General features: G+C 72.1%; 22 protein-coding genes. 16 read left to right on the forward strand and 6 right to left on the reverse strand.

The features are described 5' to 3' along the window. Nucleotides 1–98: 98 nt before the first annotated feature. From ACQPY4_RS14455 to ACQPY4_RS14470, 4 genes are read left to right on the forward strand one after another with little or no spacing between them, the layout of a single operon-like run. Nucleotides 99–827, forward strand: a complete 729-nt coding sequence (locus ACQPY4_RS14455; protein ID WP_433336429.1) for an SDR family NAD(P)-dependent oxidoreductase — start codon at nucleotides 99–101, stop codon at nucleotides 825–827. Further along, nucleotides 827–1201 (forward strand): SchA/CurD-like domain-containing protein, encoded by a 375-nt coding sequence (locus ACQPY4_RS14460; RefSeq protein WP_433336431.1) that lies wholly within the window; start codon nucleotides 827–829, stop codon nucleotides 1199–1201. Before ACQPY4_RS14455 ends, ACQPY4_RS14460 begins: the two co-directional genes overlap by 1 nt. A gap of 9 nt (nucleotides 1202–1210) precedes the next feature. Beyond that, nucleotides 1211–2113, forward strand: coding sequence for an NAD(P)-dependent oxidoreductase (locus tag ACQPY4_RS14465; RefSeq protein WP_433336433.1), 903 nt, complete (start codon nucleotides 1211–1213; stop codon nucleotides 2111–2113). Then, nucleotides 2110–3768 carry an acetyl-CoA carboxylase carboxyltransferase subunit alpha gene (locus ACQPY4_RS14470; protein WP_433336435.1) on the forward strand — a complete coding sequence of 553 codons (1659 nt, stop codon included), beginning with the start codon at nucleotides 2110–2112 and terminating at the stop codon, nucleotides 3766–3768. The genes ACQPY4_RS14465 and ACQPY4_RS14470 overlap by 4 nt, the downstream gene beginning before the upstream one ends. Before the next feature lie 173 nt (nucleotides 3769–3941). Here ACQPY4_RS14470 and ACQPY4_RS14475 read toward each other — a convergent pair whose 3' ends face one another. Next, nucleotides 3942–5396, reverse strand: a complete 1455-nt coding sequence (locus ACQPY4_RS14475; RefSeq protein WP_433336437.1) for a sialidase family protein — start codon at nucleotides 5394–5396, stop codon at nucleotides 3942–3944. A gap of 250 nt (nucleotides 5397–5646) precedes the next feature. Here ACQPY4_RS14475 and ACQPY4_RS14480 point away from each other — a divergent pair, with 250 nt between their 5' ends. Genes ACQPY4_RS14480 through ACQPY4_RS14520 form a run of 9 tightly spaced genes read left to right on the forward strand, consistent with a single transcriptional unit; the run spans nucleotide 5647 to nucleotide 10414 of the window. Then, nucleotides 5647–5964, forward strand: a complete 318-nt coding sequence (locus tag ACQPY4_RS14480) for a TcmI family type II polyketide cyclase (RefSeq protein ID WP_433336439.1) — start codon at nucleotides 5647–5649, stop codon at nucleotides 5962–5964. Nucleotides 5965–5967: 3 nt separating this feature from the next. After that, nucleotides 5968–6411 carry a cupin domain-containing protein gene (locus tag ACQPY4_RS14485; RefSeq protein ID WP_433336440.1) on the forward strand — a complete coding sequence of 148 codons (444 nt, stop codon included), beginning with the start codon at nucleotides 5968–5970 and terminating at the stop codon, nucleotides 6409–6411. Continuing rightward, the gene (locus tag ACQPY4_RS14490) at nucleotides 6408–7682 is read left to right on the forward strand and encodes a beta-ketoacyl-[acyl-carrier-protein] synthase family protein (protein ID WP_433336442.1); all 1275 of its coding nucleotides are present in this window, start codon (nucleotides 6408–6410) and stop codon (nucleotides 7680–7682) included. Before ACQPY4_RS14485 ends, ACQPY4_RS14490 begins: the two co-directional genes overlap by 4 nt. A gap of 34 nt (nucleotides 7683–7716) precedes the next feature. Further along, nucleotides 7717–7968, forward strand: a complete 252-nt coding sequence (locus ACQPY4_RS14495; protein WP_433336444.1) for an acyl carrier protein — start codon at nucleotides 7717–7719, stop codon at nucleotides 7966–7968. A 50-nt stretch (nucleotides 7969–8018) separates the two neighbouring features. Continuing rightward, a complete protein-coding gene (locus ACQPY4_RS14500; RefSeq protein ID WP_433336446.1) occupies nucleotides 8019–8516 on the forward strand; it encodes an SRPBCC family protein in 498 nt (165 codons plus the stop codon). A gap of 6 nt (nucleotides 8517–8522) precedes the next feature. After that, the gene (locus ACQPY4_RS14505; RefSeq protein ID WP_433336448.1) at nucleotides 8523–8984 is read left to right on the forward strand and encodes an anthrone oxygenase family protein; all 462 of its coding nucleotides are present in this window, start codon (nucleotides 8523–8525) and stop codon (nucleotides 8982–8984) included. Nucleotides 8985–9024: 40 nt separating this feature from the next. Then, nucleotides 9025–9753: an SDR family NAD(P)-dependent oxidoreductase gene (locus tag ACQPY4_RS14510; RefSeq protein WP_433336450.1), complete on the forward strand. Its 729-nt coding sequence runs from the start codon at nucleotides 9025–9027 to the stop codon at nucleotides 9751–9753. Continuing rightward, the gene (locus ACQPY4_RS14515) at nucleotides 9753–10109 is read left to right on the forward strand and encodes an antibiotic biosynthesis monooxygenase family protein (RefSeq protein WP_433336452.1); all 357 of its coding nucleotides are present in this window, start codon (nucleotides 9753–9755) and stop codon (nucleotides 10107–10109) included. The genes ACQPY4_RS14510 and ACQPY4_RS14515 overlap by 1 nt, the downstream gene beginning before the upstream one ends. Further along, complete coding sequence (locus ACQPY4_RS14520) at nucleotides 10109–10414, forward strand: antibiotic biosynthesis monooxygenase family protein (protein WP_433336454.1); 306 nt, start codon at nucleotides 10109–10111, stop codon at nucleotides 10412–10414. Before ACQPY4_RS14515 ends, ACQPY4_RS14520 begins: the two co-directional genes overlap by 1 nt. Before the next feature lie 57 nt (nucleotides 10415–10471). Here ACQPY4_RS14520 and ACQPY4_RS14525 read toward each other — a convergent pair whose 3' ends face one another. Genes ACQPY4_RS14525 through ACQPY4_RS14545 form a run of 5 tightly spaced genes read right to left on the reverse strand, consistent with a single transcriptional unit; the run spans nucleotide 10472 to nucleotide 14391 of the window. Beyond that, nucleotides 10472–11263 carry an ABC transporter permease gene (locus ACQPY4_RS14525; RefSeq protein WP_433336456.1) on the reverse strand — a complete coding sequence of 264 codons (792 nt, stop codon included), beginning with the start codon at nucleotides 11261–11263 and terminating at the stop codon, nucleotides 10472–10474. Further along, a complete protein-coding gene (locus ACQPY4_RS14530; protein ID WP_433336458.1) occupies nucleotides 11260–12237 on the reverse strand; it encodes an ATP-binding cassette domain-containing protein in 978 nt (325 codons plus the stop codon). Before ACQPY4_RS14530 ends, ACQPY4_RS14525 begins: the two co-directional genes overlap by 4 nt. 12 nt (nucleotides 12238–12249) lie before the next feature. Continuing rightward, nucleotides 12250–13599 (reverse strand): acetyl-CoA carboxylase biotin carboxylase subunit, encoded by a 1350-nt coding sequence (locus ACQPY4_RS14535; RefSeq protein ID WP_433336460.1) that lies wholly within the window; start codon nucleotides 13597–13599, stop codon nucleotides 12250–12252. Between the two features lie 13 nt (nucleotides 13600–13612). After that, nucleotides 13613–14101, reverse strand: a complete 489-nt coding sequence (locus ACQPY4_RS14540) for an acetyl-CoA carboxylase biotin carboxyl carrier protein (protein ID WP_433336462.1) — start codon at nucleotides 14099–14101, stop codon at nucleotides 13613–13615. Continuing rightward, nucleotides 14098–14391, reverse strand: a complete 294-nt coding sequence (locus ACQPY4_RS14545) for a hypothetical protein (protein WP_433336464.1) — start codon at nucleotides 14389–14391, stop codon at nucleotides 14098–14100. Before ACQPY4_RS14545 ends, ACQPY4_RS14540 begins: the two co-directional genes overlap by 4 nt. 271 nt (nucleotides 14392–14662) lie before the next feature. Here ACQPY4_RS14545 and ACQPY4_RS14550 point away from each other — a divergent pair, with 271 nt between their 5' ends. Genes ACQPY4_RS14550 through cydD form a run of 3 tightly spaced genes read left to right on the forward strand, consistent with a single transcriptional unit; the run spans nucleotide 14663 to nucleotide 18632 of the window. Continuing rightward, nucleotides 14663–15952, forward strand: a complete 1290-nt coding sequence (locus ACQPY4_RS14550) for a cytochrome ubiquinol oxidase subunit I (protein WP_433336466.1) — start codon at nucleotides 14663–14665, stop codon at nucleotides 15950–15952. Nucleotides 15953–15973: 21 nt separating this feature from the next. Beyond that, complete coding sequence (locus tag ACQPY4_RS14555) at nucleotides 15974–16918, forward strand: cytochrome d ubiquinol oxidase subunit II (RefSeq protein WP_433336468.1); 945 nt, start codon at nucleotides 15974–15976, stop codon at nucleotides 16916–16918. A 13-nt stretch (nucleotides 16919–16931) separates the two neighbouring features. Further along, the gene (gene cydD / locus ACQPY4_RS14560) at nucleotides 16932–18632 is read left to right on the forward strand and encodes a thiol reductant ABC exporter subunit CydD (RefSeq protein WP_433336470.1); all 1701 of its coding nucleotides are present in this window, start codon (nucleotides 16932–16934) and stop codon (nucleotides 18630–18632) included. The last annotated feature ends 53 nt before the right edge of the window (nucleotides 18633–18685 follow it).

The following is an 18685-nucleotide window of genomic DNA, read 5'->3' on the forward strand; positions in this document are numbered from 1 at the left end:
TTCGCGTTGCCCTCCATCGGGGCTCCAGTCCCGTGCCAGCACCTCGGCCGATGCTGGTCCCGCAACGTTCGTGACGAGTGCGGAGGTGGACTTTGGGAATGACCGGCAAGCGCGTCCTTGTCACCGGCGGGACCAAGGGCATCGGGCGCGCCTCGGTGCGCGCCTTCGTGCGCGCCGGAGCCCGCGTGGTGACCTGCTATCACCAGGACGACAAGGCCGCGGACGCGCTCGTCGAGGCGTGCTCCGGCGGTCCGGGGCCCGTGCCCCGGGTCGTCCGGGCGGACGTCACCGACCCCAAGGACGTCAAGCGGCTGACCGAGGAGTGCACCAGCGCGCTCGGCGGCCTGGACGTCCTGGTCAACAACGCCGGCGTGGACGGCAACACCGCCATCGCCGACATGGAGCTCGCCGAGTGGGAGCGGGTGCTGACGCTCGACGTCACCGCCTTCTACCTGGTCGCCCAGGCGGCGGTGCCGCTGATGGCGTCCGGCGGCTCGGTGGTCAACATCGGCGCGTCCAGCGCGCTGCGCGGCCGTCCCGGGGCCGCGCACCACGGCGCCGCCAAGGCGGCGGTCATCGGGCTGACCCAGTCCCTGGCCAAGGAGCTGGGCCCGCGCGACATCCGGGTCAACACCGTGGCGCCCGGCCTGATCGAAGACCCCGACGACCCGCACCTTCCCGTGCCCGTGCTCGACCGCGTGCGGGCGATGGCCTCGCTCCGGCGGCTGGCCGGGCCCGAGGACGTGGCGGGCGCCGTGCTCTTCCTGGCGGGCGACGACTCCCGGAGCGTCACCGGGAGCACCCTCAACGTAGATGGAGGAATGTGATGCCGTACGCAGCGATCACCTACCGGGTCAAGCCCGGCCACGAGGACGAGATCGCCAAGATCTTCGCCGAGTTCCAGCGGGTGGACACCCCCGACCTCAAGGACGAGGACGGCCAGACCGTCGGACGGCTGCTCGGCACGGGCGTCTTCGTCAAGGACGACGTCATGGTGCGGGTCATCCACTACGAGGGCGACTTCATCGCCATCGCCCGCAAGATGGCCGTCCAGCCCGGCGTGCACGAGATCGAGGACCGCCTGGCGCCGTTCCTGGCCGAGGAGCGCGACACCAGCACGCCCGAGGCGTTCGGCGCGTTCTTCCGCGACGCGCTGATGCGCTCGGTCTCGCAGCTGTCCGTCGAGACCCACCCGGCCTGAGAGGACGCGATGTCCACCGAAGCGAGCACGAGCAAACGGGTCGTCGCGGTCGTCGGCCTCGGCGGCATGGGCGGTGGCGTCGCCCACCGGCTGGTCGCCGCCGGTCATGACGTGGTGGTGTTCAACCGCACCAAGGAGAAGGCCGCCCCGCTGGTCGAGGCGGGCGCGCGCCTGGCCGACTCGGCCGCCGACGCCGCCGCCGAGGCGGACGTCGCCGTGGTCAGCCTCAGCGACGAGGAAGCGGTCGAGAAGGTCGTCTTCGGCGAGATGGCCACGCGGCTGCGGCCCGGCACGACCCTCATCGAGATGTCCACGCTCTCGCCGTCCTACACCGTGGAGGCCGCGCGGCGGCTGGCCGAGCTCGGCGTGCGCCGGGTCGAGGCGTGCCTGATCGGCAACCCGCAGATGGCCAAGTCGGGCGATCTGCGGGTGTTCGCCGCCGGGGTCGAGGAGGACGTGGACGGCGTCCGCGACCTGCTCGGCGCGCTGGGCCGCCAGGGAATGCTCTACCTCGGCGACACCGGGCGCGCCAGCGCGCTCAAGCTCTCGTTCAACCTGCTGCTCGGCGTGATGACGGCGGGCCTGGGCGAGGCCGTCACGCTCGCCGAGCAGGCGGGCATCCCTCGGGAGATGTTCCTGACCGCCGTCCAGAAGAGCGGCTGGCGGTCGCCGGTGCTGAACTTCCGCGCGGAGTTCATGCGGACGCGGACCTACCGCCCCGCGGGATTCCGCACGCAGCTCATGGCCAAGGACATGCGGCTGGCGGCGGAGGAGGCCCGGCGGGGCGGCGGCTCGCTGCCGCTCACCGAGGAGGCCGCGCGGCGGTTCGCCGCGGTGGTCGCGGGCGACGGCGGCGACAAGGACGCCGCCGTGATCGTCGAGCTGAGAGAGACCGCGGAGGTGAGGCCATGACCACCGCACCGGCGGAGCGCACCCGGGTCGAACCGGAGTGGCTGCGCTGCGCCTCGTGCGCCGAGTTCATCTACGGCGCCCGGTACGAGCGGCAGATGAACGTCTGCCCGTCGTGCGGCGTGCACGGGCGGCTGGACTCCGGCCGCCGGGCCGAGCAGCTGATGGACCCGGGCTCGATCCGGATGCTGCCCGCGCCGCGGGCGGTGGACGACCCGCTCGGGTTCACCGGCAACGGCTCGACCTACGCCGCCGACCTCGACCGGACCCGTGCGCGCAGCGGGCTCGACGAGGCCGTGGTGTGCCTGCGGGGCGAGATCCACGGACGTCCCGTCATCGCCGCGATCATGGACTTCCGGTTCTTCGGCGGGAGCATGGGCTCCGGCGTGGGGGAGCGGATCACCTCGGCGATGGAGATGGCGCTGCTGGAGCGCGTCCCGCTGCTGCTGGTCACCGCCTCCGGCGGGGCCCGCATGCAGGAGGGCGCGCTGTCGCTGATGCAGATGGCCAAGACCTCCCAGGCCATGGCCGCGCTCGACGAGGCCGGGATCCTCACCGTCACGCTGGTGACCGACCCGACCTACGGCGGGGTCGCGGCGTCGTTCGCGACGCTGAGCGATGTCGTCCTGGCCGAGCCGGGGGCCCGGATGGGCTTCGCGGGACCCCGGGTGATCGAGCAGACGATCCGGGAGCGGCTGCCCAAGGGGTTCCAGACGGCGGAGTTCCTGCTGGCCGAGGGCCTGATCGACGGGGTCGTCCCGCGTCCGCTGCTGCGCGGCGCCCTGGCCCGCCTCCTGGGCGCGCAGGACGCCTCCGGCGCGTGGGAGAAGACGAAGGCGGAGCTGTTCCGCGAGCCCGACGAGGTTCCCGCCGGGGACCCCTGGGAGGCGGTCCAGCTCGCCCGCAACGTCGACCGGCCCACGACGCTCGACTACGCCGGGTACCTGCTGGAGGACTTCCAGGAGCTGCGCGGCGACCGGATGTCGGGCGACTGCGCGGCGGTCGTGGGCGGGCTCGGACGGCTCGACGGGCACCAGGTGATGCTCATCGGGCACGAGAAGGGCCACACCACGCGCGACCGGGCCGCCCGCAACTTCGGGATGGCCACGCCCGCGGGCTACCGCAAGACGGCCCGGCTGATGCGGATGGCGGCCAAGCTCGGCGTCCCGATCGTCACGCTGATCGACACCCCGGGCGCCTTCCCGGGGCTGGAGGCTGAGCAGCGCGGCCAGGCGGCCGCGATCGCCGAGAACCTGCGGCTGATGTCGGGGCTCCAGGTGCCGATCGTCGCGGTCGTCACCGGTGAGGGCGGCAGCGGCGGCGCGCTCGCGCTCGGCGTCGCCGACCGGGTGCTGGCGCTGCGCAACGCCGTCTACTCGGTGATCAGCCCGGAGGGCTGCGCGTCGATCCTGTGGAAGGACGCGGCGGCGGCTCCCGAGGCCGCCGCGGCGCTGCGCCTGTCGGCCGGTGAGCTGCTGCGGCACCGGATCGTGGACGCGGTCGTCCCCGAGCCGGAGGGCGGCGCGCACACCGATCCGGCCGCCGCGGCGGACCTGCTGCGCGGCGCGCTGCTGGCCACGCTCGGCGAGCTGGCCGGACGCGACACCCATCACCTGGTGATGGACCGCCGCGACCGTTTCCGCCGCTACGGAACCTGACAGCGGCGCCCCGCGCGGTTCCCCGGCTCACTCGGCCCACGGCCGAGCGAGCCGGGGAACCGCGCGTTTTCCCGTTCACAGGGTTCTGGGATGTGCGGGCCGGGATGTGCGAAAGGGGCCGCGGTCATCGCTTCGGCGATGACCGCGGCCCCTTTCGCGCGGGGTGGGATGGTTCAGGGGCGGGCGGAGGTGCGCAGGAAGAAGATGTCCTGCTTGTTGTCGGGGTCGGAGTTGGTGGCGGGGTAGGCCGACAGGAACGCGCCGGGGACGTGCGTGAGCGCGTAGTACCCGCCGAGGTAGGGGCCGCCCCACTGGGTGGCCCGTTCCATGTCGAACGAGCCGGCCAGGTGCCGCTCGCGCCAGAAACGGCCGTTCCGCGAGGTGATCATCCAGAGGTCGGTGGGGGTGCCGGCCGCCGGGGTGTTGCGCCGGAAGTCGTAGTAGGTGATCGCGACCGTGCCGTTCCCGGCGACGTCGACCGCCGGCAGGAACGCCTGGCCGTTGCCGCCCGGGGCGCTGTCCGGCGTCTTGTTGATCTTCACGGGACGGGTCCAGGTGCGGCCGCCGTCCACCGACGTGGAGTGGCCCACGGCGCTCTTGCTGCGCGACAGGCCGTTCTCCGCCCACACCACGTGCACGGCGCCCGTGCGCGCGTCCACGGCGATGTCGGGGATGATCCCCGGCTGCGGGACGGGCTTGGTGGCGTCGTCGGGCAGCGAGGGCGCGTTGAGCTTGTGCTCGCGGATGGTGACGGCCTTGGACCAGGTGGCGCCGCCGTCGGTCGAGCGGACCACGCGCACCCGCTCGGCCAGGTCCTCCGGCGGCATCGGCGGCCCGCCGATCGGGAACTCGTTCTCCACGAACACGTTGACCAGCGTCCCGTTGGGCAGGACGACGATCTGGTTGCCCAGCGTGGCCTGGTGCGCGCGCTCGGGGTGGTGGATCGAGATCGGCTTGTCCCAGGTGCGGCCGCCGTCCCGGCTGCGCGCCATCATCGCGTCGTGCCGGTCGGTGGCGATCTCGCGGCGGTTCCACACCGCGAAGACCTGGCGCGGGTCGCGCGGGTGGGCGGTGATGGTCGGCTTGTCGTTCCAGGCCTTGGAACCCTCGTCGATGATCGCCTGGACCGGGGCGCCCCAGGTCGCGCCGCCGTCGGTCGACTTGGAGACCAGCACCGCCGAGTTCCCCGGCCAGCTGAAGGACGACGCGGTGGCGTACAGGTCGCCGTTGGGCGCGAACGTCACCCAGGGGCCGCCCGAGCGGTTGTAGGGGCCGTCGGTGCACAGCGTGAACCCGGGAAGGATCGCGCGCTTCCAGGTCTGGCCGCCGTCACGGCTGACGCCCGCGATGATCCCGCGGGCGTTGCCGTAGCTGCGCCGGTCCTGCTGCCAGATGCTCACCAGGTGGCGCGGGTCGCGCGGGTTGGCCACGAGCCACGGTTCCACCTCCGTGTTGGGGTCGATCTGGTCGTCGCCGTGGTCGGCGGTGCAGGACGTGAACGGCGTCGGTCCCGTGATCGCGTCCCCGCCGGACCCTGCGGCGGTCGCCGAGGCTCCCGACAGCAGGGTCACCAGGGCGGTCGCCGACACGGTGCCGAGCGCGGTCAGGGGCAGAGAGGTCCGTCTCATGGCTCCTCCGGAGTGGTGGTGTGGGGTCCCGGTCACGATGGGCCCGCCCGCTCGCGATGATCTGGTGCGCCGGTCGACCGGCGCGCTCGAACGCCGCGAGCGCGCCCGCTCCAGCACTGCTCGACCCGCGTCCAGCACCTCTCCAGCCGGTCGCGAACCGGCGCGCCGACCATGAAGCGTCCCGAGAGACGCGAGCACAGCCGGGTGTCGGCCCGCAGGTGGAGCCGTCCCTGGGAGAGGAGACGCAGTGGTGCACCGGACCTTGATCGTCGCGCGGATGGAACCGGCCAACGCCGAGGCGGTGGGGAAGATCTTCGCGGATTCCGACGCGAGCGAGCTGCCCCACATGATCGGCGTTTCCCGCAGGACGCTGTTCCGCTTCCACGACCTGTACTTCCACCTCGTCGAGGCCGACGAGGACATCACCCCGAACCTCTACAAGGCGCGCAGCCACCCGCTCTACGACGACATCAACACCCGGCTGGCCGAGCAGGTCCGCCCGTACGACCCGAACTGGAAGGAACCCAAGGACGCCATGGCCATTCCCTTCTACCAGTGGGAGGCGTGACCGATGACCGAGAGCCTTACCGAGAAGCACGCGACCGCACGCAAGTTCGCCCGCGCCGACGCCTTCGTGAACCGCCGCCGCGGCGGCGACATCCGCGTCGTGCTCAGCCCCAAGACGGTCCAGTCGACCTCCGGCTTCATGGGCGACCTCACGCTCCAGCCCGGCGAGTTCGTCTCCGAGCACTACCACCCCTACTCCGAGGAGTACCTCTACGTCGTCCGCGGCAGCCTGCACGTGCGGGTCAACGGCGACGAGGAGCTCACGGTCGGCGAGGGCGAGGGCGTCTGGATCCCCATGGAGGCCCGGCACCGGGTCTCCAACCCCGGTGACGTCGAGACCTTCGCCGTCTTCCACCTGTCGCCGCTCGCGCCGCGTCCCGAGCTGGGCCACGTCGACTGCGAGGAGCTGCCCGCGGCGGACGCCCCGCATCCGGAGGTGGGTGGATGAGCGGGCCGGGAGGCGATCGCCGGGTCGTCATCACCGGCATCGGCGTGGTGGCCCCCGGGGGCATCGGCCAGAAGGCGTTCTGGGGGATGCTGACCGACGGTCGCACCGCGACCCGCGGCATCACCCTGTTCGACCCGACCGGTTTCCGCTCCCGGATCGCCGCCGAGTGCGACTTCGACCCCGCCGCCGAAGGTCTCACCCCGCAGGAGGTCCGCCGCATGGATCGCTCCTCCCAGTTCGGCGTCGTCGCCGCGCGGGAGGCGATGGCCGACAGCGGGCTGGAGCTTGAGGACCTGCGTCCCGAGCGGCTGGGCGTCAGCATCGGCAGCGCCGTCGGGGCCACCATGGGCCTGGAGGAGGAGTACGTCGTCCTCAGCGACGGCGGCCGCAACTGGAACGTCGACTGGAAGTACGGCGTCCCGCAGCTCTACGGCTACATGGCGCCCAGCACGATCGCGGCCGAGGTCGCCCGCTCGTGCGGCGCCGAGGGCCCGGTGGCGCTGATCTCCACCGGCTGCACCGCGGGACTGGACGCCGTCGGTCACGGCACCCAGCTGCTGCGCGAGAGGGCCGCCGACATCGTCGTCGCCGGCGCCACCGACGCCCCGATCTCGCCGATCACCTCCGCGTGCTTCGACGCGATCAAGGCGACCTCGCCGCGCAACGAGGACCCCGAGCACGCGTCCCGACCGTTCGACCGGGACCGCAACGGGTTCGTGCTGGGCGAGGGGTCGGCGGTGCTGATCCTGGAGGAGCGCGAGTCCGCGCGCCGCCGCGGCGCGCACATCTACGCCGAGATCGCGGGCTTCGCCAGCCGCAGCAACGCCTTCCACATGACCGGCCTCAAGCCCGACGGCCGGGAGATGGCCGAGGCCGTCCGGGTGGCGATGCGGCAGGCGCGGCTCGGCCCCGACGCGATCGACTACATCAACGCGCACGGGTCCGGAACCAAGCAGAACGACCGGCACGAGACCGCGGCGTTCAAGCGCAGCCTCGGCGGCCGGGCCTACGAGGTGCCGGTCAGCTCGATCAAGTCGATGATCGGCCACTCGCTGGGCGCCATCGGCTCGATCGAGGTCGCCGCCTGCGCGCTGGCGCTGGAGCACCAGACGGTGCCGCCCACCGCCAACCTGCACACCCGCGACCCCGAGTGCGACCTGGACTACGTGCCGCTCACCGCCCGCGAGCAGCGCCTCGGCTCCGTGCTGAGCGTCGGCAGCGGGTTCGGCGGCTTCCAGTCCGCGATGGTGCTCAGCCGCGACGCGGCCTGAGCGAAGGATCACAAAGCAGTTGGAGGGAGAGGACATGGCGCAGTTCACGCTCGACGACGTCCGGCGCCTCATCCGTGCTTGCGCGGGTGAGAGCGGCGCGGACCTCGACGGCGACATCGGCGGGCTGAGCTTCGAGGAGCTCGGCTACGACTCGCTGGCCGTGCTGGAGATGGCGGCCCGGGTGCAGCAGGAGTTCGGCGTTCCCATGCCGGACGAGGCCGTCGACCACATGAAGACGCCCGGCGAGGCCGTCGGCTACATCAGCGGCCGCCTCACCGCGGCCTGACCGCCGTCCCGGCACGACCCGACCCGATCCACGAGAGAGGTGGCCCGAGCATGACGAACGAGACCGTGGGACACACCGACAACGCCATCAAGATCGACGCCCCGCTCGACCTGGTCTGGGAGATGACCAACGACATCGAGTCGTGGCCGCTGCTGTTCAGCGAGTACTCCCTGGCCGAGATCCTCAAGGAGGAGAACGGCACCATCACCTTCCGGCTCGCGCTGCACCCGGACGAGAACGGCAAGGTGTGGAGCTGGGTCTCCGAGCGGACCCCCGACCCGGCCACGCACACCGTGCGCTCGCGCCGGGTGGAGACCGGGGTGTTCGAGTTCATGAACCTCTTCTGGGAGTACACCCAGGAGGACGACGGCGTGGTGATGCGCTGGGTGCAGGACTTCCGCATGAAGCCCGACGCCCCCATCGACGACGCCGCGATGACCGCCCGGCTCAACCACAACACCAAAATCCAGATGGACCGGATCAAGGGACTGGTCGAGGAGGCCGCGGCGGCCGGGCGCCGCGGTCTGGACCCGGCCGCCACGGCGTGAGCGGCGATGACCGGGTTCCTCACCGCTCTCGCGCTGCTCGGCAACGGTCTCACCGCCGGGATCATGCTCTCGACCGTCATGGGGATCGTCCCGCTGACGGCGGTCCAGACCTATGACCGCTATGTCGAGACGATCCAGTTCCTGTGGCCCAGGTACGACCCGTTCATGCCGATCACGCATGTGCTGACCGTCGTCCTGGACCTGGTCCTGGTGTTCCTGGCCCCCGAGCCCGAGGCGCGGGCCCTGTTCGGCGTCGCCGGTGTCGTGCTGGTCGTCGTCATGGCCATCTCCGTGATCAAGAACGTGCCGATCAACCGGTACGTGATGTCGCTCGACCCCGCCACCGTGCCGGACGCGTGGGAGACCAAGGACCCCCGCCGCAGCTGGCGCAACTGGAACCTGCTGCGCACCTCGCTGGCGCTCGGCGGGCTGGTCGTGAACGCCGCGGGCGCCGCGGTGCTGATGTGACCCCACCTCCGCCACCAACGCTTTCCGGAAGAGGAAGAACATGATCGATCTCAATGGCAAGAAGGTCGTCGTCACCGGCGGCACCCGCGGCATCGGCCGGGCCATCGTGCTCTCGCTGGCCGGCGCCGGGGCCGACGTCATCACCTGCGCGCGCGGCGACGGCGAGGCCGCGCAGTCGCTCGCGCGGGAGCTGAAGGAGCTCGGCGGCGACCACCACGTGCTCAAGGCCGACGTGGGCGAGCCCGAGGACATCCGGCGCCTGGCCGAGGAGGCCCGCACCCGCTTCGGGCGCGTGGACGTGGTCGTGCACAACGCCGGCGTGATCAGCCACATCCCGTTCGAGGAGCTGCCCCTGGAGGAGTGGAACCGGGTCCTCGGGACCAACCTGACCTCCGCGTACACGCTGCTCCAGTCGATGCTGCCGCTGCTGCCCGAGGGCGCATCGGTCATCAACATCGGCTCGCGGGTGGCCACGATCGGCATCCCGATGCGCGCCCACTACACCGCGTCCAAGGCGGGCCTGATCGGGTTCACCCGCTCGGCGGCCAAGGAGTTCGGCTCGCGCCGGCTGCGCATCAACGTCGTCGCTCCGGGCCCGATCGAGACCGAGGCCGACGTCCCGGCCGCGGTCCGCGAGCGCTACGAGCGCATGATCCCGCTCGGCCGGCTGGGCCGCTCGGAGGAGATCGCGGGCGCGGTGCTGTTCCTGGCCAGCGACCTGTCGAGCTTTGTCAACGGCGAGACCATCCACGTGGACGGAGGAATCTGATGAGCGGGAACGACACGACGGCTTTCCGGGTGACGCTGCGGATGAACATCCACCCGGGCATGGAGCGCGAGTTCGAGGAGACCTGGTACCGGGTGGGCAAGGCGATCGTCGACCACCCCGCCAACCTCGGCCACTGGCTGTCGCGCGACAACGACGACGCCAGCGTCTACTACGTCGTCAGCGACTGGGTGGACGAGCGCCGGTTCCGCGAGTTCGAGTCCAGCGACGACCACCTGGAGCACCGCTCCAAGCTGCACCCCTACCGCTCGAGCGGGACGATGAGCACGATGAACGTCGTCTACGCGATGGCCGGGGCCGCGATGGCCGGCGCCGCGGCGGGCGGCAACGGGCACTGATGAGCAGGCTGCGAGTGCTGCTTTACGCGACCGCCCCGGAGCAGGACCCCGGGGCGGTCGCTCGCGCGTACCACGAGATCAGCGCGGCGCTGGCCGGCACCCCCGGGCTGCTGGGCAACGAGCTGCTGAGCTCCACGCTGGAACCGGGCCACTTCATCGTGATGAGCGAGTGGGAGAGCCCGGAGGCGTTCAAGACCTGGGAGCAGGGGGCCGCCCACAAGGGCACCACCGCGCCGCTCCGGCCGTTCCAGGACGGGCGACGGGGCTCTCCCTTCGGCATCTACGACGTCACCGCTTCGTACTGACACCAAGAAAGCGGCCGGAGCCCTCGGGCTCCGGCCGCTTCTTCGTGCGGTGCGCGGTTACTTGGAGGCGGCGCGGTGGAACAGGCGGACGGCCAGCGGCAGGAACACCACCGCGAGCCCCGTGTACCAGGCCAGCCCCATGAGGATCGGCTCGGTCGCGTCGCCGTAGTCGAAGAACAGCGCCCGCATCGCGTCCACCGTCGCGGTGACGGGACTGTGGTCGGCCCACACGCGCAGCCAGCCGGGCAGCTTGTCCAGCGGGACGAACGCGCTGCTCATGAAGATCAGCGGCATCATCCAGACCGTGGCGGCCATCTGGGCCGCCTCGGGCGTGCGCGCGGCCAGCCCGATCACCGCGCCGAGGCACGAGAACGCGAAGCCGAACATCAGCAGCAGCGCCAGGCCGCCGAGGATCTCCAGCGGGCCCGAGGTGAAGCGGAAGCCGACCAGGTGCCCGGCCGACGCCAGCGCGACGATGACCGCGAGGTTGCGGACGCCGTCGGCGACCATCCGTCCGGCCAGCACCGCCGACGGCGACATCGGCAGGGACCGGTAGCGGTCGATGAAGCCGCCGCGCAGGTCGTCGGCCAGCCCGACCGAGGTCGCGGCCCCGGCGAAGGCCATCGTCTGCACGAACGTGCCGGGGACCATGAACGCCTCGTAGCTCAGTCCCCCCGACACCTGGATCGCGCCGCCGAACACCGAGGCGAACAGCAGCATGAAGACCACCGGCTGGATGGCCGAGAAGAACAGCAGCTGGGGCACGCGGCGGATGTGCAGCAGATGGCGCTGCATCACCACCCATCCGTCGTGCAGCACCCAGCCCGTGGTGGTGGCGGCGGGCATCATCGTGTCGGCTCCTGTTCCTTCACGCGGTCGGGGCCCGCCGAGGTCAGCGTCAGGAAGACCTCGTCGAGCGTGGGACGGCGCAGCGACATTCCCCGCGCGCGCACCCCGGACTGGGCGACGCCGGCCGACACCTCGGCCAGCGCCCGCACCCCGTCGCGGACCGGCGCGGTCAGCGTCCTGGTGGACTCCTCGACCTCGATCCGGTCCTCGACCTCCAGGGCGCCCTTGAGCACAGCCTCGGCCAGGACGACGTCCTCGGCCCCGGCCACCACCAGCTCCAGATGCTCGTCGCCGACCCGCGCCTTGAGCTCGTCGGGCGTGCCCTGGGCCACGGCCTCGCCGCGGTCGACGATGAGGATGTCGTCGGCCAGCGCGTCGGCCTCCTCCAGGTACTGGGTGGTCAGCAGCAGCGTCGCGCCGTCGGCGACCAGGCCCCTGACCGCGTCCCACACGTCCATGCGCGCCCTGGGGTCCAGGCCCGTGGTCGGCTCGTCCATGAAGATGACTCGAGGCCGGGTGGTCAGGCTCGCGGCCAGGTCCAGCCGGCGTCGCATGCCGCCCGAGTAGCCCTTCACGACCCGGTCGGCCGCCTCGGTCAGATGGAACTGCTCCAGCAGCTCGGCGGCCCTGGCGCGGGCGGCCGCGGCGCGCAGCCGGTACAGCCGCCCGAACAGGACCAGGTTCTCGCGTCCGGTCAGGTTCTCGTCGACCGCCGCGTACTGGCCCGAAAGCCCGATCGAGCGCCGCACGGCGTCGGCTTCGCGGACGACGTCGTGACCGGCGACCCGCGCCCGGCCGCCGTCGGGCCGCAGCAGCGTCGCCAGGATGCGCACGGCCGTGGTCTTTCCCGCGCCGTTCGGCCCGAGCAGGCCCAGGACGGTCCCGGCGGGCACGGCCAGGTCGAGCCCGCCCAGCGCCGTCGCGCCCCCGTACCTCTTGACCAGGCCCTCGGCCTCGATGGCGTTAGCCTCCATGGTGCACCGTCCTCAGCTCGCGAACATCTGGTCGACCAGCCCGGTGGTGTGCTCGGCCTTCTGGAACAGCGGGTGCGCCAGCACCTCGCGCAGGAAGCCGGTCGTCGTCCTGACCTGGGCGCTGTCCACCACCAGCTCCTCCAGCGCCCGGTCCATCCGGGCGATGGCCTGGGCCCGGTCGGGCGCCCACACGATCACCTTGGCCAGCAGGGAGTCGTAGTCGGCGGTGATCCGGGCGCCCGAGCCCGCGTGGCTGTCCACCCGGACGAACGGCCCGCCCGGCGGGACGAACGCGTCGATCAGGCCGGGCGTCGGGAGGAACCCGCGCGCGGGGTCCTCGGCGTTGATGCGGCACTCGATGGACGAGCCGCGCAGCACGATGTCGTCCTGGCGGACCGAGAGCCGCCCGCCCGAGGCCGCCACCAGCTGCTCGCGCACCAGGTCGATGCCCGTGACCATCTCGGTCACCGGGTGCTCCACCTGGATCCGGCTGTTGACCTCCAGGAAGTAGAAGCGGCCGTCCTGGTCGACGACGAACTCGAACGTCCCGGCGCCGACATAGCCCGCCTCGCGCGCCACCTTGGCGGCCAGCAGCCCGACCCGGTCGACCTCGTGGGCCGAGACCGACGGCGGCGGGCTCTCCTCGATCAGCTTCTGCCGGCGCCGCTGCACCGAGCAGTCGCGGGCGCCGAGGTAGACCGCGTTGCCGTGGCCGTCGGCCAGGATCTGCAGTTCGATGTGGCGCGCGGTCTCCAGGTACTTCTCGACGTACACGCGCGAGTCGCCGAACAGGCTCTGCGCCGTCCGCCTGGTCTCGGCGTGGGCGCGGGTGAAGTCGCGCGGGTCGTGCACGATCGTCATGCCGCGCCCGCCCCCGCCCGCGGACGCCTTGATGATGACGGGGTAGCCGATCTTCTCGGCGGTCCGCGCCAGGTCGGCGGGGGCGTCCTGCGCCGGGTCGCTGCCCGGCAGGACGTCCAGGCCGATGTCGGCGACGAAGCGGCGGGCCCGCATCTTGTCGCCGAGCAGCGCGATCACCTCGGCCGAGGGGCCGACGAACGTCAGCCCCTCGGCCGCGCAGATCTCGGCGAAGTCGGGGTCCTCGGACAGGAACCCGTAGCCGGGGTGGACGGCCTCGGCGCCGGACTGGAGAGCGGCGCTCACGATGGCCGCCGCGTTGTTGTAGCTGTGCCGCGCGGCCGCCGGGCCGATCTGGACCGAGGCGTCGGCGTACCTGACCGGGGCCGAGTCACGGTCGGCCGTCGAGTGCGCGACGACCGTCCGGATTCCCAGCTCGCGGCAGGTGCGCGCGACGCGCAGCGCGATCTCCCCGCGATTGGCGATGAGTATGGTCTTGAACATCGGCATCCAATCGTCAGTCGCCGTCGACGGCCGCGGAGTCGGGTTCGAGGAGCAGCAGGGGCTGCCCGTACTCCACCGGTGTGGCGTCCTCGACGAGGATCTCCGCGACGACGCCGCCCTCGTCGGCCTCGATCGGGTTCATCAGCTTCATCGCCTCGAGGATCCCGACCTGCTGGCCGGGCTCGACATGGTCGCCGACCTCCACGAACGGTTTGGCGCCGGGTTCGGGGGAGCGGTAGAACACCCCGACCGCCGGGGCCGGGAGCGTGGCCCTGCCGTCGGCCGCCGCCTCGGGCTCCGCCGCCGACTGGACCGGCGCGGTGATGACCGCCGGGCCCGCCGGCGCGTGGCTCTGCTCCACGCCCCACTCGATCTCGACCGTCATGTCGTCGTGCTGGATCTTCATTCGCTTGACGGGCGCGGTGGTGGCGGCCTCCAGCTGCTTGGCGCGCCGCACCACCGCGTCCAGCAGCGGCTCTGGACCGGACACCGGATCGCTCATCTGTCGTTCTCCCGTCTGATCTGCTCTTCCAGCTCCAGGAAGAGTCGTCTTTCGTTGTGGGGCAGCTCCGAGAGCGGAGTGACCGTGTCCGGCTCCGGCGGGGGGTCGCCCGGACGATGCGCCTCCCGGTCGCCCGGACCCGCCTCGCCGTCTCTCGCCGCGCGCAGCGCGGCCTGGATCTCGGGCCGGGTCCACGCGCTGGACCCGACGTACATCAGGCCGACGCGGATGTGCCGCATCAGCTTCCGCAGCATCGTCGCCGCGGGGTTCATGCCGTTCATGTCACGCATGCGGGTCCTCCGGGGGTGATCGCCCAACGAGGAGGGTCGCGCGACGGGCTATCCGGCCGGTCGAGATCCGCTCGACGACTCTGGCCGGACGATCGAAGCGGTCTCGGCGGCCCGGTCGAGCCAGGCGCTTGCCGTCCACCAGCCTTCGGGTGCAGCTTCTAGGAGGCGGCCCGCGACCGGCGGGCTCTGGTGGACAGATAGATGCCCTACATGTAGCGTAACTAGGTGTCGTCCCCGGGCGGACGGAACAGAGTAGAGGGGCGTAACTCAAATGGCGTTGGATCTGGCTCGTCTACAGTTCGCTGTAACGACCAGCCTGCATTTCCTCTTCGTGATCCTGACGCTGGGCCTCGGTCCGCTCGTCGCCATCATGGAGACCAGGTTCGCGCTCACGGGTAAAGCGGTCTTCGAGCGGATGACGAGATTCTGGGGACAGATCTACGTCATCAACTACGCGCTCGGGATCATCGTCGGGCTCGTGCTGGAATTCCAGTTCGGAATGAACTGGAGCGGCCTCACGCACTTCGCCGGCGGTGTCTTCGGCACCTCGCTGGCGATGGAGACGCTCGTCGCCTTCTTCGTCGAGTCGACGTTCCTCGGCATCTGGATCTTCGGCTGGGGCCGGATGCCCAAGCTGCTGCACGCCGCGGTGTTCTGGGTCGTGGTCCTGACGGCCTATGTCTCGGTGTTCTGGATCATGGTGTCCAACGGCTTCCTGCAGAACCCCGTCGGCCACGTCAAGAAGGGCGACAAGCTGGAGCTGGTCGACCTCGGCGCGCTGCTGAGCAACGACGCCGCGATCACCGCCGTCCAGCACATCGTCCCCGTCGTGCTGGCCACCGGCGGCATGTTCGTCGCGGGCGTCAGCGCCTGGCACTTCCGCCACAAGACCGAGGACGTGGAGTTCTTCCGCCGCTCGATGCGGCTCGGCCTCGTCGTCGCGGGCGTCGCCGGCTTCTTCGTCGCCGCCACCGGCTACACCCAGCTCGACTCCGTCGAGAAACTCCAGCCGATGAAGTTCGCCCTGATCTGGGGAGAGGACAGCGGCAAGGGGCTGGGCCTGGACGAGCTCCAGGCGGCGGCCGTCGCGCAGTTCGGCCCCGGCGAGTACAGACCGCCCGGCTGGGTCGGGCCCACCTTCAAGGTCATGACCTACACCGGGTCCATGCTGTTCGAGTACTTCTTCTGGGTCCCGTTCGTCCTCATGATCAAGAACTGGGTGGAGCGGCGCCGGTTCCTGCTGCGGATCATGGTCTGGCTGATCCCGATCCCGTTCATCGCCTCCATCGCGGGCTGGCTCGTCCGCGAGGTCGGCCGCCAGCCCTGGCTCGTCTACGGGCAGCTCAAGGTCGAGGACGCCGCCTCGCCGGGCATCGGCACCGGCACGATCCTGGTCTCGTTCATCCTGTTCACCACCGTGTTCGCCGTCCTCGCCGTCGTCGACTACCTGCTCATCGCGCGGGTCGCCAGGTCCGGGCCCGACGGGGTGATGCTCGGCTCCCGGCTGGGCGCCGCCGAACCCGCCACCACGGCCGCCGACGAACTGCCCCTGCGGCTCTAGCCCGGGCGAGAGGGAAATCTGATGGATCTGCTGTGGCTGCTGGTCGTCGGGCTGCTGTTCGCCGGCTGGTTCGCGCTCGACGGCTTCAACATCGGCGTCGGGCTGGCGCTGCCCTTCGTGACCGAGCCGGGCATGGAGCGCCGCGCCGCCATCACCGCGGTCGGCCCCTTCCTGCTGTTCAACGAGGTCTGGCTGGTGGCGACCGCCGGTGTCCTGGCGGGCACGTTCCCGCTCATGGAGGGCGAGCTGCTGTCCGGCCTCTATCCCGTCCTGGTGGTGCTGCTGGTCTCCTGGGCCGTGCGCGACGCGGGCTTCTGGTTCCGCAGCCGCCAGGAGTCGGTGAAGTGGCGCGCCTTCTGGGACCGGGCCATCTTCGCGGGCAGCCTCGGGCTCGCCCTGACCGCCGGGCTCGTCATCGGCAACCTGGTGGGCGGCCTGCCCGGTGAGCCCGAGGGCATCGGCGTCCTGGACCCGCTGGCCCTGGCCTGCGCCGCCGTGGTCGTCGGGCTGTTCGCCCTGCACGGCGCGGTCTTCCTCGGGCTGCGCATGCCCCGCGAGAACGGCGAGCGGATCGCCGCGCTGGCCGCCCGGCTCCCGCTGCCGATCCTGGGCGCCGCCGCGCTCACCGTCGTGCTGGCCTTCGTCCTGGGCGACCTGGCCCGGCCCTGGTACGCGCTGACGCTCGCCGTCGCCGGCCTGGCGGCCGTCGCCCTGGCGGGACGCCTGCTGGCCGCCGGGCGGCACGGGCAGGCGTTCGTCTGCACCGGCGTCGCGGCGGTCGTCCCGGTGTTCGCCGTCGGCGCCGGGCTCGCCCCGCGCCTGCTGGACGGCGCCGCCACCCAGGAGACGCTGGAGAAGTTCGCCACGATGGCGCTGCCCGTCCTGCCCGTGCTGCTGCTCGTCCAGGTCTGGATGTGGTGGTACTTCAGGCACCGGGTCGGCAAGGACACCGTGGCGTTCTTCTGAGCCGCCGACCACCATGCGACCCGAGGAACGCCGACTGCTCCGGGAACTCCCCGGAGCCCGCCGCCACCTGATCTGGACGGCGCTCACCGCACTGGCGACCGCCGTCCTGATCGTGGCCCAGGCGGACCTGCTGGCGGGCGTGCTCGCCGACGGCGTCCTGCACCGCCCGCCGCCCGGCGAGCTGGCCGTGCCGCTGCTGCTGTTCGCCGCCGTCCTGGCGGCGCGCGGGCTGCTCGCCCGCCTGCACCAGGCCGCCGCGCACCGGGCCGCCGCCCGGCTGAAACGGACGCTGCGCGCCCGCGTCCTGCGGCGGGCCCGCGACCTGGGACCCGGCTGGCTGGCCGGACGGCGCGCGGGCGAGCTGAGCACGGCGCTCGGCCGCGGCCTCGACGCGCTGGACCCCTACCTCACCGGATACCTCCCGCAGCTGTACGTGGCGGCCTTCGTCCCGCTGGCGGTGCTGATCCGCCTCGCGGGCGCCGACCTGGCCTCGACGCTGATCGTGCTGGTCACGCTCCCGCTCGTCCCGCTGTTCGGCATCCTGGTCGGCCTCCAGACCCGGTCGGCCGCCGAGCGCCAGTGGAGCCTGCTGGCCCGCCTGGGCGGCCACTTCCTCGACGTCGTGCGCGGGCTGCCGACCCTGCGCGCCTTCGGCCGCGCCGAGGCCCAGGTCGACGTCGTCCGCGAGGCCGCCGAGGCGCACCGCTCGGCCACCATGCGCGTCCTGCGGGTGGCGTTCCTGTCGGCGTTCGTCCTGGAGCTGGTCGCGACGTTCTCGGTGGCGCTGATCGCGGTGCCGATCGGGCTGCGGCTCCTGGACGGCCGGATGACGCTGGAGACCGGCCTGTTCGTCCTCATCCTGGCCCCCGAGGCGTACGTCCCGCTGCGGGCCGTGGGCACCCGCTTCCACGAGGCGGTCGAGGGACTGGCCGGCGCCCGCCGCCTGCTCCAGGTGCTCGACACGCCCGTCCCCGAACAGGGCCCGCGCCTCCACCACGCCCCGTCCGGCCCGCCCCGCGTCCGGCTGGACGAGGTCACCCTCCGCCACGAAGGCCGCGACGTCCCCGCGCTCGACGCGGTCACGCTCGACATCGCCCCGGGGGAGCGCGTCGCGCTCGTCGGCGCCAGCGGGGCCGGAAAGAGCAGCGTGCTGACGCTGCTGCTCGGCCTCGCCGTCCCGTCGGGCGGCGTCATCCGCGTCGGCGACCATGACCTGTCCACGCTCGACCTGGCCGCCTGGCGCCGCCGGATCGCCTGGATGCCCCAGCGCCCGCACCTGTTCGCCGGGACGGTCGCCGACAACATCCGCCTCGGCAGCCCCGACGCCACCGACGCCGACGTCCGCGCCGCGGCCGTCGCGGCCCGCGCGGACGCCTTCGTCGGCGAGGTCCCCGGCGGCTACGACGCTGTGATCGGCGAGCGCGGCGCCGGCCTGTCCGGCGGCCAGCGCCAGCGCGTCGCCCTGGCCCGGGTCTTCCTGCGCTGCCGCACCGGCGAGGTCTCCCTGCTGCTGCTCGACGAGCCGGGCGCCCATCTCGACCAGGAGAGCGAGGCCGCGCTCCTGACCGCCGTCCACGACCTGACCCCGGGCCGCACCGTCATCATGGTCGCCCACCGCCCCGCCACCCTCGCCCACGTCGACCGCACCGTCCACCTGGCCCACGGCCGCCTGACCCACGCTCCCGAGCCCCTGCTGACCGGGGGCGCGGCATGAGCGCGCCGACGCTGCGCCCCGCCGAGATGCGCCGTCCGGCCGCGCCCGATGCT

The organism is Spirillospora sp. CA-294931 (assembly GCF_050946795.1).
GTDB lineage: Bacteria > Actinomycetota > Actinomycetes > Streptosporangiales > Streptosporangiaceae > Spirillospora.